Annotated in this window: 14 protein-coding genes and 1 pseudogene; 8 read left to right on the forward strand and 7 right to left on the reverse strand. The window is 70.7% G+C overall.

Annotation, left to right across the window (positions count from 1 at the left end):
* The first annotated feature begins 98 nt into the window (after positions 1 to 98).
* Positions 99 to 1,247: a serine hydrolase domain-containing protein gene (locus ACFV0T_RS14600; RefSeq protein WP_385778291.1), complete on the forward strand. Its 1,149-nt coding sequence runs from the start codon at positions 99 to 101 to the stop codon at positions 1,245 to 1,247.
* Between the two features lie 53 nt (positions 1,248 to 1,300).
* On the opposite strand, the gene ACFV0T_RS14605 is transcribed toward ACFV0T_RS14600, so the two are convergent.
* Together ACFV0T_RS14605 and ACFV0T_RS14610 are read right to left on the reverse strand one after the other, a co-directional pair.
* The gene (locus tag ACFV0T_RS14605; protein WP_385778293.1) at positions 1,301 to 1,891 is read right to left on the reverse strand and encodes a TetR/AcrR family transcriptional regulator; all 591 of its coding nucleotides are present in this window, start codon (positions 1,889 to 1,891) and stop codon (positions 1,301 to 1,303) included.
* 29 nt (positions 1,892 to 1,920) lie between these two features.
* Positions 1,921 to 2,928 (reverse strand): aldo/keto reductase, encoded by a 1,008-nt coding sequence (locus ACFV0T_RS14610; RefSeq protein ID WP_385778295.1) that lies wholly within the window; start codon positions 2,926 to 2,928, stop codon positions 1,921 to 1,923.
* Between the two features lie 174 nt (positions 2,929 to 3,102).
* Between ACFV0T_RS14610 and ACFV0T_RS14615 the strand changes: the two genes are divergently transcribed.
* Positions 3,103 to 4,155 (forward strand): chitinase, encoded by a 1,053-nt coding sequence (locus ACFV0T_RS14615; RefSeq protein WP_385778297.1) that lies wholly within the window; start codon positions 3,103 to 3,105, stop codon positions 4,153 to 4,155.
* 91 nt (positions 4,156 to 4,246) lie between these two features.
* Here the strand turns inward: ACFV0T_RS14615 and ACFV0T_RS14620 are convergent, their stop codons facing one another.
* The gene (locus tag ACFV0T_RS14620) at positions 4,247 to 5,629 is read right to left on the reverse strand and encodes a glycine--tRNA ligase (RefSeq protein WP_385778299.1); all 1,383 of its coding nucleotides are present in this window, start codon (positions 5,627 to 5,629) and stop codon (positions 4,247 to 4,249) included.
* A 183-nt stretch (positions 5,630 to 5,812) separates the two neighbouring features.
* Between ACFV0T_RS14620 and ACFV0T_RS14625 the strand changes: the two genes are divergently transcribed.
* Genes ACFV0T_RS14625 through ACFV0T_RS14640 form a run of 4 tightly spaced genes read left to right on the forward strand, consistent with a single transcriptional unit; the run spans position 5,813 to position 8,950 of the window.
* On the forward strand, positions 5,813 to 6,772 hold the full coding sequence (locus ACFV0T_RS14625; RefSeq protein WP_385778301.1) for a metal ABC transporter substrate-binding protein: 960 nt from the start codon (positions 5,813 to 5,815) through the stop codon (positions 6,770 to 6,772).
* A 20-nt stretch (positions 6,773 to 6,792) separates the two neighbouring features.
* Positions 6,793 to 7,560, forward strand: a complete 768-nt coding sequence (locus ACFV0T_RS14630; RefSeq protein WP_385778303.1) for a metal ABC transporter ATP-binding protein — start codon at positions 6,793 to 6,795, stop codon at positions 7,558 to 7,560.
* Positions 7,560 to 8,462 (forward strand): metal ABC transporter permease, encoded by a 903-nt coding sequence (locus ACFV0T_RS14635; RefSeq protein WP_385778305.1) that lies wholly within the window; start codon positions 7,560 to 7,562, stop codon positions 8,460 to 8,462. Before ACFV0T_RS14630 ends, ACFV0T_RS14635 begins: the two co-directional genes overlap by 1 nt.
* Before the next feature lie 59 nt (positions 8,463 to 8,521).
* Positions 8,522 to 8,950 (forward strand): Fur family transcriptional regulator, encoded by a 429-nt coding sequence (locus ACFV0T_RS14640; protein ID WP_385778307.1) that lies wholly within the window; start codon positions 8,522 to 8,524, stop codon positions 8,948 to 8,950.
* Positions 8,951 to 9,032: 82 nt separating this feature from the next.
* On the opposite strand, the gene ACFV0T_RS14645 is transcribed toward ACFV0T_RS14640, so the two are convergent.
* Genes ACFV0T_RS14645 through recO form a run of 3 tightly spaced genes read right to left on the reverse strand, consistent with a single transcriptional unit; the run spans position 9,033 to position 12,079 of the window.
* A complete protein-coding gene (locus ACFV0T_RS14645) occupies positions 9,033 to 10,373 on the reverse strand; it encodes a histidine-type phosphatase (RefSeq protein WP_385778308.1) in 1,341 nt (446 codons plus the stop codon).
* A 60-nt stretch (positions 10,374 to 10,433) separates the two neighbouring features.
* Entirely contained in the window at positions 10,434 to 11,273 is an 840-nt protein-coding gene (locus ACFV0T_RS14650) for an isoprenyl transferase (RefSeq protein ID WP_385778310.1), read from the reverse strand.
* Between the two features lie 59 nt (positions 11,274 to 11,332).
* Positions 11,333 to 12,079, reverse strand: coding sequence for a DNA repair protein RecO (recO, locus tag ACFV0T_RS14655; RefSeq protein ID WP_385778312.1), 747 nt, complete (start codon positions 12,077 to 12,079; stop codon positions 11,333 to 11,335).
* 143 nt (positions 12,080 to 12,222) lie between these two features.
* Between recO and ACFV0T_RS14660 the strand changes: the two are divergent.
* Both ACFV0T_RS14660 and bla read left to right on the forward strand, forming a co-directional pair.
* A pseudogene (locus ACFV0T_RS14660) lies at positions 12,223 to 12,447 on the forward strand (alpha/beta hydrolase); the annotation flags it as partial.
* 137 nt (positions 12,448 to 12,584) lie between these two features.
* Positions 12,585 to 13,460 carry a class A beta-lactamase gene (gene bla, locus ACFV0T_RS14665; RefSeq protein WP_385778314.1) on the forward strand — a complete coding sequence of 292 codons (876 nt, stop codon included), beginning with the start codon at positions 12,585 to 12,587 and terminating at the stop codon, positions 13,458 to 13,460.
* Positions 13,461 to 13,744: 284 nt separating this feature from the next.
* Here bla and ACFV0T_RS14670 read toward each other — a convergent pair whose 3' ends face one another.
* Positions 13,745 to 14,731, reverse strand: coding sequence for a hypothetical protein (locus ACFV0T_RS14670; protein ID WP_385778316.1), 987 nt, complete (start codon positions 14,729 to 14,731; stop codon positions 13,745 to 13,747).
* Between the last annotated feature and the right edge of the window lie 8 nt (positions 14,732 to 14,739).

The following is a 14,739-nucleotide window of genomic DNA, read 5'->3' on the forward strand; positions in this document are numbered from 1 at the left end:
CGCGGGGCGATGACGCACTGGAACTCGGCGAGATGACTTTCCGCAGCGCGGGGAGTCTCATTCCGCACGATGCCCCCGCACGCACCGGAAGGTCTGCCATGAGCGCTCTGTACGACACCCTGCGACGGCACGTCGACGACGGCACGGTGCCCGGCGCCGTGGGCGTGCTGGCCCGCGGCGAGGACGTCGAGGTGGTGGCCGTCGGTGCCACCGACACCGAGGGTACCGCCCCGATGGCCCGGGACTCGATCTTCCGGATCGCCTCGATCACCAAGCCGGTCACGGCGGCGGCGGTGCTGATGCTGGTGGAGGACGGCCGCATCGACCTGGACTCCCCGGTCGAGCGGTGGCTGCCGGAACTGGCGAAGCCGATGGTCGTACGCACCCCGTCCAGCCCGGTGGACGACGTGGTGCCCGCGGCCCGTCCCGTCACGGTCGAGGACCTGCTGAGCTCCCGGGCGGGCTGGGGCTTCCCCTCGGACTTCGCCCTGCCCGCCGTCCAGGCCCTGCTCGAGGTCCACAAGGACGGTCTCGCCCCGCGGGCCCAACCGGACCCGGACACCTGGCTGGCCGCACTCGCCGAGGTGCCGTTGCTGTACCAGCCGGGCGAGGCCTGGCTGTACAACACCTGCTCCGACCTCCAGGGAGTGCTGGTGGCCCGGGCGTCGGGCGACACGCTCCCCGACTTCCTGGCGGAGCGGATCTTCGAGCCGCTGGGCATGCGCGACACGGCGTTCGAGGTACCGGCGGACAAGCGCGGCCGCTTCACGACGTCGTACCGCCCGGGTCCGGTGCCCGGCGCCCTGGAGCGGGCGGACACCCCGGACGGTGCCTGGAGCCGGGTCCCCGCGTTCCCGTCGGGCGCCGGCGGGCTGACCGCCACGGCCGACGACTGGCTGGCCTTCGCCCGGATGCTCCTGGCGGACGGTGAGGCGAACGGCCGCCGGCTGCTCTCCCCGGCCTCGGTGAGCCGGATGACCACCGACCATCTCACGCCCCGCCAGCGCGAACGGGGCGCCCTCTTCCTGGAGGGACAGGGCTGGGGCTACGGCGCCCAGGTCGACATCGCTCCCGTGGACCCCTGGAACGTCCCAGGCCGCTACGGCTGGGTCGGCGGCACGGGCACGACGGCCCACCTCGTCCCGGCCACGGGCTCGGTCGCGATCCTCCTCACGCAGGTCGCGATGGAGAATCCGACTCCGACTCCGCTGATGCGGGAGTTCTGGCGGTGCGCGGCGGACGGCTGAGCGGGCCCCGGACCGACCACGGCGGACGGCTGAGCGGGCCCCGGACCGACCCCTCAGGTGGTGCGCAGACCTCGTACCAGCAGGTCCACGACCGCCTCGAACTCCGTCTCGGCGCCCGGCTTCGCCCACTCGCGGGCGTAGCACGGGTCGTGGAAGCGGCCCGTGGCCTGGAAGACGGCGCCGGCGGCGGCCCCGGGATCAGGGGCGCTGAAGGTGCCCGCCGCGACACCCGCCTCGACGATCCGGGTCAGCTGGCCGGTCAGGTCGGTGACGTGCTCGCCGACCGCCTCGCCGTTCTCGTCGGTCAGCACCATGTAGGTGGCGAACAGTTCCGGGTCGTCGCCCGCCTTGCGGCGCTTGGCCTCGAACAGGGCCCGGAGCCAGGCGCGCAGCCGGTACTCGGGGTCACGGTCCTCGGACACGATCGCGGAGAGGGTCTCCGCGGTACGGTCCAGCCACCGCTTCGTCACGGCCTCGCGCAGCGCCGCCTTCGTACGGAAGTGGCGGTAGACACTGCCGTGGCTGACGCCGAGCGCGCGGGCCACGTCCACCACGGTGGCCTTCGCCGGGCCGTGGCGGCGGAGCACGTCCTCGGTGGCGGCGAGGATGCGCTCCGCGGTCAGGGTTTCGCTGGTGGGAGACATGACTCCGACCGTACCCGGCGGCCCGGACGCTACTTGCTGCCGAGGTGGCCCATCTGCGCGGCCGGGTAGCGGTCGCCCGCCGCCGCGTCCGCCGGGACGGCCTCCTCGATCGCCGCCAGGTCCGCCGCGTCCAGCGTCACGTCCAGCGCGCCCAGCGACTCGCTCAGCCGCTCCCGGGTGCGGGCGCCGACCAGCGGCACGATGTCCTCGCCCCGGGAGAGCACCCAGGCGATGGCGATCTGGGCGACGCTCGCGCCCTTCTGCTCGGCGATCTTCCGCAGCGCGTCGACGAGGTTCAGGTTGTGCTGGAGGTTCTCGCCCTGGAAGCGGGGCGAGTGCGCCCGGAAGTCGTTCGCGGCGAGCTGCCGGTCGCGGGTGAAGTGGCCGGAGATCAGACCGCGGGAGAGCACGCCGTACGCCGTGATGCCGATGCCCAGCTCACGGGTGGTGGGCAGGACCGACTCCTCGATGCCCCGGGAGACGAGCGAGTACTCGATCTGAAGGTCGGAGATGGGGGCGGTGGCGGCGGCCCGGCGGATGGTCTCGGCCCCGACCTCGCTCAGCCCGATGTGCCTGACGTACCCCTTCTCGACGAGTTCCGCGATCGCGCCGACGGTCTCCTCGATCGGTACGGCGGGGTCGAGCCGGGCGATCCGGTAGACGTCGATGTGGTCCACGCCGAGGCGCTGGAGGGAGTAGGCGGCGAAGTTCCGTACGGCGGCCGGACGCCCGTCGTAGCCGGACCAGTTGCCGTCCGGGCCGCGGAGCGCGCCGAACTTCACGCTGACCAGGGCCTGTTCGCGCCGGGCCGCGGGAGCGGCGCGCAGGGCCTCGCCGACCAGCATCTCGTTGTGGCCCATGGCGTAGAAGTCGCCGGTGTCGAGCAGGGTCACGCCCGCTTCCAGGGCGGCGTGGACGGTGGCGATGGACTCGCCCCGGTCCGCGTCTCCGTACAGCGCGGACATGCCCATGCAGCCGAGGCCGAGGGCGAAGACCTGGGGGCCGGTGGTTCCGAGGGTTCGAATGTGCGTCGTCATGTCCTCCACCTTGCCATGACAGCTGACAGATTTCAATATCTGTTACCTGTCACCTGATACTCCGCCCGGTACCGACGACCCCTCGTTCTGGTCCAGACCCATTGACGAGAGGTCTGGACCACGAGCACTGTCATGTCTACGACACCTCACCGACCCCCCACCGGGAGGCCCCGCATGCTCCGCCGCACGCTGCGCCTGTTCGCCGCCGCGCTGACCACGGCCGTCCTCGTCCCCCTCTCGATCGCCACCGCCCCCACCGCGTCCGCGGCCGACACCTGCGCGGTCAAGTCCCGCCCGGCCGGCAAGGTTCTCCAGGGCTACTGGGAGAACTGGGACGGCGCCGCCAACGGCGTCCACCCGCCCTTCGGCTGGACCCCGATCACCGACTCCCGGATCGCCGCGCACGGCTACAACGTGATCAACGCGGCCTTCCCGGTCATCCGCTCCGACGGCACGGCGCTGTGGGAGGACGGCATGGACGCGGGGGTCAAGGTGGCCACGCCCGCGGAGATGTGCGCGGCGAAGGCCTCCGGCCGGACGATCCTGCTCTCCATCGGCGGGGCGGCGGCCGGCATCGACCTGAGTTCGTCCACGGTCGCGGACCGTTTCGTCGCGACGATCGTGCCGATCCTCAAGAAGTACAACTTCGACGGCATCGACATCGACATCGAGACCGGCCTGGTCGGCAGCGGCACCATCAGCCGCCTCTCCACGTCCCAGGCCAACCTGATCCGCATCATCGACGGCGTGCTGGCGCAGATGCCGTCGAACTTCGGGCTCACCATGGCCCCGGAGACGGCGTACGTCACCGGCGGCAGCATCACGTACGGCTCGATCTGGGGCGCCTACCTGCCGATCGTCAAGAAGTACGCCGACAACGGCCGCCTGTGGTGGCTGAACATGCAGTACTACAACGGCAGCATGTACGGCTGCTCCGGCGACTCGTACTCCGCGGGCACCGTCGAGGGCTTCGCCGCCCAGACCGACTGCCTGAACAAGGGACTGGTCGTACAGGGAACCACCGTCAAGGTGCCCTACGACAAGCAGGTCCCGGGGCTGCCCGCCCAGTCGGGCGCGGGCGGCGGATACATGTCACCGAGTCTGGTGTCGCAGGCGTGGCGGCACTACGGCACCTCGCTCAAGGGCCTGATGACCTGGTCGATCAACTGGGACGGCTCGAAGAACTGGACGTTCGGCGACAACGTCAGGTCCCTTCAAGGCCGTTGACGCAGGCGGCCGGGCCGGCCCCCGCGGCCCGTGAACGCACCGGTGCCGGGCCCCGAACGGGACCCGGCACCGGTGATGGCGTCGCGCGGCGTCAGGCGCCGATCAGACGGCTCGCCAGGTAGCCCTCGATCTGGTCCAGCGACACGCGCTCCTGCTTCATCGAGTCGCGCTCACGGACCGTCACGGCGTTGTCGTCCAGCGTGTCGAAGTCGACGGTCACGCAGTACGGGGTGCCGATCTCGTCCTGACGGCGGTAGCGGCGGCCGATGGCGCCGGCGTCGTCGAACTCGATGTTCCAGTTCTGCCGCAGGGCCGTGGCGAGGGCCTTGGCCTTCGGCGACAGCTCCGGGTTACGGGAGAGCGGCAGGACCGCGACCTTCACCGGGGCCAGACGGTGGTCGAGGCGCAGCACCGTGCGCTTCTCCAGCTTGCCCTTGGCGTTCGGGGCCTCGTCCTCGATGTAGGCGTCGAGGAGGAAGGCGAGCATCGCGCGGCCCACACCGGCGGCGGGCTCGATGACGTAGGGGGTCCAGCGCTCGCCGGCCTCCTGGTCGAAGTAGGAGAGGTCCTGGCCGGAGGCCTTGGAGTGGGCGCCCAGGTCGTAGTCCGTGCGGTTGGCGACGCCCTCCAGCTCACCCCACTCGTTGCCGCCGAACTGGAAGCGGTACTCGATGTCGGCGGTGCGCTTGGAGTAGTGGGAGAGCTTCTCCTTCGGGTGGTCGTACCACCGCATGTTCTCCTCGCGCAGGCCCAGGCCGGTGTACCAGTTCCAGCGCTGCTCCATCCAGTACTCCTGCCACTTCTCGTCCTCGCCCGGCTTGACGAAGAACTCCATCTCCATCTGCTCGAACTCGCGGGTGCGGAAGATGAAGTTGCCGGGCGTGATCTCGTTGCGGAAGGACTTGCCCATCTGGGCGATGCCGAACGGCGGCTTGCGGCGCGAGGTGGTCTGCACCTGGGCGAAGTTGGTGAAGATGCCCTGGGCGGTCTCGGGGCGCAGGTACGCGACGGAGCCGCTGTCCTGGGTCGGGCCCAGGTGGGTGGAGAGCAGGCCCGAGAACTGCTTGGGCTCGGTGAACTGGCCCTTGTTGCCGCAGTTGGGGCAGTTCACGTCCGCCAGGCCGTTCTCCGGCAGGCGGTGGTGCTTGGCCTCGTAGGCCTCTTCCAGGTGGTCGGCACGGAACCGCTTGTGGCACGAGGTGCACTCGGTCAGCGGGTCCGTGAAGGTGGCGACGTGGCCGGAGGCGACCCAGACCTCGGGGGCCAGGATCACGGACGAGTCGATACCGACCACGTCCTCGCGCGACGTCACCATGTAGCGCCACCACTGGCGCTTCAGGTTCTCCTTGAGCTCGACACCCAGTGGTCCGTAGTCCCAGGCGGCCTTCTGGCCGCCGTAGATCTCACTGCAGGGGAATACGAAGCCACGGCGCTTGCTCAGGCTGACGATGGTGTCGATCTTGTCGGCGGCCACGGTGCTCTCTTCATAACGACGACGGGCGACGAAGCGAGATGCTTCCAGCGAATGCTTCAGCGTACCGGCGCAGGCTCCCCCTCAATCAAATCGGGCCAGGGTCTGGACGTCCGCCGGACCTCCGCGAGCCGTTACCGAGATGCTTGTTGACAACGGTTTCCATATTTGTTGAAAATGACTGTCATGAACGTACGACGACAGCACATATCCGGGGTCGCGGTCGCGGCGGCCACCGCCCTCGGCCTCGGGGTCCTCTCCGCCTGCTCCACCGACAGCGTGGCCGTGGGCAGCACGGACAAGTTCGACGTCGTCGCGTCGTTCTACCCCATGGCCTTCCTCGCCGAGCGGATCGGCGGGAACCATGTGCACGTCACCAGCCTCACCAAGCCCGGCCAGGAGCCGCACGACCTGGAGGTCAGTGTCCGGCAGCGGGTGGGGCTGGAGGCCGCCGACGCGGTGCTCTACCTCAAGAACCTCCAGCCCGCCGTGGACGACGCCGTCGCCCAGTCCGAGGCGAGAACGAAGATCGACGCCGCCGCCCTGACCAAGCTGGAGGGGCACGGCAACGAGGTCGGCGGCCACGCGGCCGAGCACGACACCCACGAGGGCGAGGAGTCGGCCGGCCTGGATCCCCACATCTGGCTCGACCCGGTCAAGTACGCCGAGGTCGCCAAGGGAGTCGGGGCCGCCTTCGAGAAGGCCGACCCCGGCCACGCGGCGGACTACCGGAAGAACACCGCCGCCCTGGTCGACAGGCTCGACGAGCTCAACACCCGGTTCAAGGACGGCCTGGCCCACACCGACTCCAAGGTCTTCATCACCACGCACGCCGCCTTCGGCTACCTCGCCGAGCGCTACGGCCTGACCGAGGAGGCCATCAACGGCCTGGACCCCGAGTCGGAGCCGAGCGTGAACCGCGTGAAGGACCTTGAGAGGATGGCGAAGGCCGACGGCGTCACGACCGTGTTCTACGAGACGCTCGTCAGCGACAAGACCGCCAGGACCGTCGCCCAGGACGCGGGCCTGAAGACGGACGTCCTCGACCCGATCGAGGGCATCACGGACAAGTCCCGGGGCACCGACTACTTCTCGGTCCAGGAAGCCAACCTCAAGGCGCTGCGCACCGCCCTGGGCGCCAAGTGATCTCCACGGAGGGAGCGGGCATGAGCGAGCCCGTCATATCGCTGCGCGGCGTCCGCGCCGAGCTGGGTGCGCGGCCCGTCCTGCGCGGGATCGACCTGACCGTGCGCCGCGGTGAGGTCGTCGCGCTGCTCGGCGCGAACGGCTCGGGCAAGTCGACGGCCGTGCGCAGCGTCATCGGCCAGGTACCGGTCAGCGCCGGCGAGATCGAGCTGTTCGGCACCCCGCGCGCCCGCTTCCGCGACTGGCGGCGAGTGGGCTACGTACCGCAGCGCACCACGGCCGCGGGCGGGGTGCCCGCGACGGTGACCGAGATCGTCGCCTCCGGGCGGCTGTCCCGGGCCCGCTTCGGCATGCTCCGCAAGGCCGACCACCAGGCCGTCCGGCGGGCCCTGGAGCTGGTCGGCCTGGCGAACCGGGCGAAGGACTCGGTCAACGCCCTGTCCGGCGGCCAGCACCAGCGGGTGCTCATCGCCCGCGCCCTCGCCGCCGAACCCGAACTGCTGATCATGGACGAGCCGATGGCGGGTGTCGACCTGGTCAGCCAGGAGGTGCTCGCGCACACGCTCGCCGAGCAGGTATCCCGGGGTACGACGGTCCTGCTGGTCCTGCACGAACTGGGCCCCGTGGAGCCCCTGATCGACCGGGCGGTCGTGCTGCGCGACGGCTGCGTCCTGCACGACGGGCCGCCTCCGCAGGCGGTCGGCCAGCACGCGCTGCCCGGCCACGACCACGTACACCCGCACGCACCGGCGGGCGCCGAACCGATCCGCACGGGACTGCTGAGCTGATGGAACTCCTCGACTACGCCCTCGTCCAGCGAGCCCTGCTCGCCGCCGTCCTGGTCGGCCTCACCGCCCCCGCCGTCGGCATCTATCTCGTCCAGCGCCGCCAGGCCCTCATGGGCGACGGTCTGGGCCATGTCGCGATGACGGGCGTCGGCCTCGGCGTGCTGCTGAACACCTCACCGGTGTGGATGGCGACGGCGGTCTCCGTCCTCGGTGCGATCCTGATGGAACTGATCCGCTGGTACGGCAGGACCCGTGGCGACATCGCCCTCGCGATGCTCTTCTACGGCGGTATGGCCTGCGGCGTGATGTTCATCAACCTCGCGCCGACGGGCTCGAACGCCAACCTGACCTCGTACCTCTTCGGCTCGCTCTCGACGGTGTCCGAGTCCGAGGTGACGGCGATCTGCGTGCTCGCCGCCTTCGTCCTGCTGGTCACCCTGGGGCTGCGCCGCCAGCTCTTCGCGGTCAGCCAGGACGAGGAGTTCGCCCGGGTGACGGGCCTGCCGGTGCGCGCCCTGAACCTGCTGACGGCGGTCACGGCGGCGGTGACGGTGACGGTCGCGATGCGCGTGGTCGGCCTGCTGCTGGTGTCCGCCCTGATGGTGGTCCCGGTCGCGGCGGCCCAGCAGCTCACCCGCAGTTTCGCGGCGACCTTCGCGATCGCCGTCGCCATCGGCGTGACGGTGACGATCGGCGGCACGGTCACCTCGTACTACCAGGACGTGCCGCCCGGCGCGACGATCGTGCTGCTGACCATCGGGGCCTTCGTGGCGCTGACCGCGCTGGCCGCTCCGCTGGCCCGGCGGCGCGCCCGGGCGCTGGCCGCCGCACAGCCCGCCGGGGACCCGGCAGAGTGTGCGATTCCGGCCGGCCGGGGGGCCGACGGCACGGTCGGCGTCTGACCGGTGACACGCCGGACTGGCACAATGGCCCGGCAGGCGCAGACGTGAGGAGGCAACCCGTGACGACCGCTGGACCGCCCGTGAAGGGCCGCTCCACCCGGCAGCGTGCCGCCGTGGCGGCGGCGCTCGACGAGGTCGACGAGTTCCGCAGCGCGCAGGACCTGCACGACATGCTCAAGCACAAGGGCGACTCGGTCGGCCTGACCACGGTCTACCGCACGCTCCAGTCCCTCGCCGACGCCGGCGAGGTCGACGTCCTGCGCACCTCCGACGGCGAGTCGGTGTACCGCCGCTGCTCCTCGGGGGACCACCACCATCACCTGGTCTGCCGTGTGTGCGGCAAGGCGGTGGAGGTGGAGGGCCCGGCCGTGGAGAAGTGGGCGGAGGCCATCGCGGCGGAACACGGCTACGTCAACGTGGCCCACACCGTGGAGATCTTCGGCACGTGCGCGGACTGCGCGGAGTGCGCGACGGCCCGGCAGGACTGAACCGCCCCGCCCGTGGCATCCCGCCCCATGCCCCTGTCCGGGACCATGGGGCGGGGTCGTGCAGAGGGCGGGCAGGTGTTGGTCACGCGCGGCCGAAGCAGCGCTCCAGCTCGTCCAGGTCGTAGAACTTGCTGCCCTTCGACACCGGGTGGCAGTCGGCCCTGAACGCGGTCTCCTTCTCGTTGTAGAGCATCCGGACCAGGTACCGACCGCCCTTGCGGAAGACGTCCCACTGGATGTTCCCGCCCAGCGGGGCCACGGACGCGCCCCGCCAGGGGTTGCCGCCGCGGGTGTACGGCCGGTCGGCGGTGACCGGCTGCGTGCTGCCCGGCAGGCCCATCAGCGCGGCCAGCGGGATGATCTCCTCGGCGTGGGTGAAGCGGAGTTCGGCGCCCAGCGTGCCGGTGCCGTCCCGCTTGGCCTCCACCTGCGCGAAGAAGTCGTCGAGCAGCACGTCGGCCATCCGGTACGTGATGTCGCTGTCCGCGAAGCCGGGACCCTTCTCGTAGAAGTCCTCGGCATCGCCCAGGTACCCGAACCAGGCCGCGTCCGAGGCCGAGATGTACCGCTGCATCCCCCAGCCGTCCCCGCCCGGGCTCTCCTCGCTCATCGCGGGCGCGATCGCGTACAGGTTGTGGACGGCCTGGGCCGCGGCGACCCGGTCGGCGTCGGGGAGCTGCTCGACGAACGCGTCCTTGAAGATCTTCCGGAGCACCCTGCGGGCGGCCGTGTGGGTCTTCGGCTGGTCGATGATGCCCGCCAGCGTGCTCGCCAGGCGCTGGTCGTTCTCGATGTAGTCGCGGTAGGCCGCGCCCCCGTCGGCCTTGTGGAAGTAGAGCAGGTCCTTGTCGGTGCGGGTCGGGCCGATGAGCGGCTTCAGGGCCGGGTCGGTGCCGGCGAGGGCGGCGGCGAACAGGTTGCCGCTGTCGACCGCGCGGCCCTGCCCCGAGCTGACGACGTCGATCTTCTCGCCGTCCGCCACGATCTTCGTGAAGAGGGACGGCAGACGCTCGGCCGTGCGGACGGCCGTGTCCTGGATCTCCCGCTTGCCGCGGGCGCTGAGGTTGCCGTATCCGACCCTCGCCATCTCGGCGAGCAGAGCCCGCACCTTCGGCCCGAACTCCGCTCCCCTACGGGTGAGTTGACCGGAGCCCTGCGCCTTGTCCCACAGCGCGAGGATCAGGTCGCCGTCCTCGCTGTCGGTGGCGGCGCGGGAGCCGTGGCGGGAGACGTTCTCCGTGAAGACGGGGGTGAACCCCGCCGGGGGCCGCTGGTAGGAGCGCGGGCTCTGCTGCGGGGTGTAGGGCGCCTTGGTGCCGTAGCTGTCGAGGTGCGCCGGCTGCCGGTCCGCGGCCCGCGCGGGCAGGGCCGTGACCAGCAGGGCGCACACGGCGAGCGTGAGGGTGGGAGTGACGCGTCTCATGAGTGGATCGTCGATGGTCCGCGTGAACCCCCGGTGGCCGCGAGGTGGCCGCCGCCGACGCTACTCGGGGCCCGACTCACCTTCCATCGCCAGCAGTTGCTCGTTCGGGATCGCGCCGCCGAAGCGGCGGTCCCGGGAGGCGAACTCGATACAGGCCCGCCACAGGTCACGCCGGTCGAAGTCGGGCCACAGCACGTCCTGGAAGACCATCTCGGCGTACGCGCTCTGCCAGAGCAGGTAGTTGGAGGTGCGCTGCTCGCCGCTCGGGCGCAGGAACAGGTCCACGTCCGGCATGTCCGGGAAGTACATGTACTTCGAGAGGGTCTTCTCGTTGACCTTCGACGGGTCGAGCCGGCCCGCCTTCACGTCCTCCGCGAGGGCCTGCGCCGCGTCGGCGATCTCGGCGCGACCTCCGTAGTTCATGCAGAAGTACAGGGTGAGCTTGTTGTTGTCCTTGGTCTGCTCCTGGGCGACCTGGAGTTCCTTGGCCACCGACTTCCACAGCTTGGGCATCCGGCCCACCCAGCGCACCCGGATGCCGAGTTCGTCGAGCGTGTCACGGGTCTTGCGGATGAAGTCGCGGTTGAAGTTCATCAGGAAGCGCACCTCGTCGGGCGAGCGCTTCCAGTTCTCGGTGGAGAAGGCGTAGAGGGAGATGCTGCCGACGCCGATCTCGACCGCGCCCTGGAGCACGTCCAGCACGCGCTCGGCGCCGACCTTGTGCCCCTCGGTGCGCGGCAGCCCGCGCTCCTTGGCCCAGCGGCCGTTCCCGTCCATGACGATCGCCACGTGCTTCGGGACCAGCTCACCGGGGAGCTTCGGCGCGCGGGCGCCGGACGGGTGCGGCTCCGGCGTCCTGTACTCGCGGCGCTGGCGGCCCAGGATCCCGCGTACGACCATGTGCTTCTCGTCTCCTCTGACGGGTTACGGCTTCATTCTGCACGCACCGGGCGAGCGGCCTACTTCTCCACGTACCGGAGCGAGCGCAGTCCGCGCTCCAGGTGCCAGTGCAGGTAGGCGGACACCAGCCCGCTGCCCTCCCGGACGTGCCGCGGCTCGCAGGCGTCCGCGGTCTCCCAGTCTCCCGTAAGCAGCGCGCCGAGCAGTTCGAGGGTCGCCGGCGAGGGTACGACACTGCCCGGCACCCGGCAGTCCACGCACAGGGAGCCTCCGGACGCCACCGAGAAGAAACGGTTCGGACCGGGCATCCCGCACTTCGCGCAGTCGCCGAAACTCGGCGCGTAGCCGTTGACGGCGAGGGAGCGCAGCAGGAAGGCGTCCAGCACGAGGTGCGATGCGTGCTCGCCGCGGGCGAGGGTGCGCAAGGCGCCGACGAGCAGCATGTACTGCTGGACGGCGGGCTCACCCTCGTGGTCGGTGAACCGCTCGGCGGTCTCCAGCATGGCGGTCCCGGCGGTGTACCGGGCGTAGTCGGTGACGATCCCGCCACCGTACGGAGCGATGGTCTCGCTCTGCGTGCACAGCGGCAGCCCGCGCCCGATCAGTTCGCTGCCCCGCGCGAAGAACTGCACGTCCACGTGGGAGAAGGGTTCGAGGCGGGCCCCGAACTTCGACTTCGTCCGCCGCACGCCACGGGCCACCGCCCGCACCCGGCCGTGACCGCGGGTGAGCAGCGTGATGATCCGGTCCGCCTCACCCAGCTTCTGGGTGCGCAGCACGATGCCGTCGTCGCGGAACAGACTCATGCGGCCCATTCTCTCGTACGTCCGGAGCGGGCGTGCCATGTCCCGGACCGACCCCGACGCGAGTACCCGGGTCGGGGGTACCCCGAGGGCCGGGACGGAGGTGAACCCCTGAGGATCGGGCTGTTGCCGGATGGGGCGGACCGGACCACGGGGCGTCCGACGTGCTGCTCGCGCAGAACGAGCGCGATGTCGCCACCCCGCTGAGCGGCGCCCGCGGACTGCGCGCGGCCTTCGGCGCGCGGGCCGTCATGGTGACCGTGAACGCGACCGGCCACGACTCCTGCTTCGCCGACGGCAACGCCTGTGGCGACCGTACGGTCTCCCGCTTCCTGACGACCGGGCGGCGGCCCGAGGAGGACGTGTACTGCCCCCGCGCGACTGTCGCGCCCGCAACCGGGGCAGGAGACTTTGCGTCTGTGACGGAAGGAACGTTCACCGAGCCCGGACCGGCGTTCGGTGAGCCCGATCGAAGGAGAGCAAGATTTTTGGCCCCGAGAGATTACCGATGACCGCCCGGCGCACCGTCCTCACCGCCGGTGCCGCCACCGCGCTGCTGGCCGCCGCGCCGGCCCGCGCGGCCGAGGACGACGTCACCGCCCGGCTGCGCGCCGTCGAGGAGGCGCACGGCGCACGCCTCGGCGTGTTCGGTTACAACGTGCGCACCGGCCGGTCCGTCCGCCACCGCGCCGACGAGCGCTTCCCGATGTGCTCCCTGTTCAAGACGCTGGCCGCGGCGGCCGTGCTGCGGGACCTGGACCGGCACGGCGAGGTTCTCGACCGCCGCGTGCACTACACGGCCGACGACCTGGTGGACGGCTCCGACCACACCCGGGAGAAGCTGGCCGAGGGCATGACGGTGGCCGAGCTCGCCGACGTGGCCATCCGCTACAGCGACAACACCGCGGGCAACCTGCTGCTGCGCGAACTGGGCGGGCCCACCGCGATCACCCGCTTCGCCCGCTCCATCGGCGACCGGGTGACCCGGCTCGACCGCTGGGAGACGGTACTGAACTCGGCCGAGCCGTGGCGGCGGACCGACACGACGAGCCCGTACGCGATCGGGCGCTCGTACGGCCGTCTCGTCCTCGGCGATGTCCTGTCCCGCCCGGACCGCGGGATTCTGACGGACTGGCTGCTGCGCAACACGACCAGCGTCAACCGGTTCCGCCTCGCGCTGCCGACGACATGGTCGATCGCCGACAAGACGGGCACCGGCTCCTACGGCACGAACAACAACGTGGGCGTGGCCTGGACCGATGACGGCACCCCGCTGGTCCTGTCGGTGCTGACGACGAAGCCGGCGCAGGACGCAGCCGCCGACAACGACCTGGTGGTGAAGACGGCCGAGCTGCTCGCGGAGGTCATGACCGAGGACAGCTAGTGCCGTGGCAGGCACGTTCGCCCGTGAAGGAGCGGGGTCCGGTGCCTGCTCCCGGCGTGCCGGCCGGAAGTCCTCGTACCGGGCGTACTCGGGCTTTCGGCCGGTGCGGCGGGAGTGCGTGCCGGGCGTCGCGACGGGGCGAACGTTGCCCGTTGCGGCACTAGCTCCGCGGCGCAGCGACGGGGAGTGCGGGCCGGGGCGCGGCTCGTCGAGGAGCCGCGCCCCGGCGGGCGCTCGTCGGCCGGGGGCCGGGCTCGCCCGGCGGCGTGACGGTGATGCGGGTGTCAGGACTCACCCGGCTCGGGCGGGGTCGTCGCCGTCCGGACGGAGGCCGGTAATCCGTTCGGACTGATGCTCCACAGTTCGGCGAAGCGCTTGACCCGCTCCTGCACTTCCTTCTCCGTCGCGTCCACCGTCGTCCACGAGGGCACGCCCATCTGGTCCGCGGTGATCTCGTAGGACAGTGCCCCGTCGAAGATGATGAAGTCGATCATCTTGCCCCGCTGTGCGTTGATCGGGAGCTGCGGCAGGGCCACGACCCTCACCTCGATGCCGATGCTCCGCTGCTCCTCGCAGAGTTCGTCGAGCGACGCGATGTCCTCCGGCTGCTTCACGACGAACAGGCGCCGCACCTTTACCCTGCGCTGCGGGTCGTCGATCGCCACGCGCTGTGCCTCCAGGTAGCGGCCTGCGGGCTCGCTGTTCCAGAAGTCGCCGTCGACGGGCGAGGTGCTGATGGCGTCGATGGAGGTCGTGGCGCACTTGGTGAGAGTCAGCAGCCAGTCGTGGTTCTCGCCCGGGGACTTGGCGTTGAGGTTGGCGAAGTTGTACATGTACCCGGCGAGGCGCTCGATCTCCTGGCCCGCGAAGTCGTGCAGGATCTTGGGCCCGTTGGCGACCACTTTCGTGGCGTACTCGGCCAGTCGGGGCACCCCGTCGCCCCGCAGCTGTTCCACCTCGTTGAAGAGCTTGGTCGCCTCACCGATGTCGACGAAGCGCTGCTCGACCACACCTCTGAGCTCGCCCAGCTGCTGCGCGAAGGTGATCATGAACTGGACGATCAGGATCGCCCCGCCGAAGAGGACGGACAGGACCACCCGCCACAGGTCGTCCGGACCCGGTGAGATGACGTTGGTGAGCACATACGCCCCACCACCGGTCGCCACGGTGATCAGCAGCTTCCGCAGCAGCGACCGCGCGTTGTCGTCGTGGCCCCGGTCCCCCCGGCCGGTCGTTCCGCCGTTGTTTCGCGTCGATATCGGAGCGTTCATCTCGTATC

It is taken from the genome of Streptomyces sp. NPDC059582, assembly GCF_042735715.1.
Taxonomy (GTDB): Bacteria; Actinomycetota; Actinomycetes; order Streptomycetales; family Streptomycetaceae; genus Streptomyces.

Excerpts from the sequence above, each read along its gene's own strand:
- ACFV0T_RS14625 (WP_385778301.1), top strand. The coding sequence starts at position 5,813 with ATGAACGTACGACGACAGCACATATCCGGGGTCGCGGTCGCGGCGGCC.
- ACFV0T_RS14630 (WP_385778303.1), top strand. The coding sequence starts at position 6,793 with ATGAGCGAGCCCGTCATATCGCTGCGCGGCGTCCGCGCCGAGCTGGGT.
- ACFV0T_RS14645 (WP_385778308.1), bottom strand. The coding sequence starts at position 10,373 with ATGAGACGCGTCACTCCCACCCTCACGCTCGCCGTGTGCGCCCTGCTG.
- ACFV0T_RS14610 (WP_385778295.1), bottom strand. The coding sequence starts at position 2,928 with ATGACGACGCACATTCGAACCCTCGGAACCACCGGCCCCCAGGTCTTC.
- recO (WP_385778312.1), bottom strand. The coding sequence starts at position 12,079 with ATGAGTCTGTTCCGCGACGACGGCATCGTGCTGCGCACCCAGAAGCTG.
- ACFV0T_RS14650 (WP_385778310.1), bottom strand. The coding sequence starts at position 11,273 with ATGGTCGTACGCGGGATCCTGGGCCGCCAGCGCCGCGAGTACAGGACG.
- ACFV0T_RS14600 (WP_385778291.1), top strand. The coding sequence starts at position 99 with ATGAGCGCTCTGTACGACACCCTGCGACGGCACGTCGACGACGGCACG.
- bla (WP_385778314.1), top strand. The coding sequence starts at position 12,585 with ATGACCGCCCGGCGCACCGTCCTCACCGCCGGTGCCGCCACCGCGCTG.
- ACFV0T_RS14670 (WP_385778316.1), bottom strand. The coding sequence starts at position 14,731 with ATGAACGCTCCGATATCGACGCGAAACAACGGCGGAACGACCGGCCGG.
- ACFV0T_RS14635 (WP_385778305.1), top strand. The coding sequence starts at position 7,560 with ATGGAACTCCTCGACTACGCCCTCGTCCAGCGAGCCCTGCTCGCCGCC.
- ACFV0T_RS14615 (WP_385778297.1), top strand. The coding sequence starts at position 3,103 with ATGCTCCGCCGCACGCTGCGCCTGTTCGCCGCCGCGCTGACCACGGCC.
- ACFV0T_RS14605 (WP_385778293.1), bottom strand. The coding sequence starts at position 1,891 with ATGTCTCCCACCAGCGAAACCCTGACCGCGGAGCGCATCCTCGCCGCC.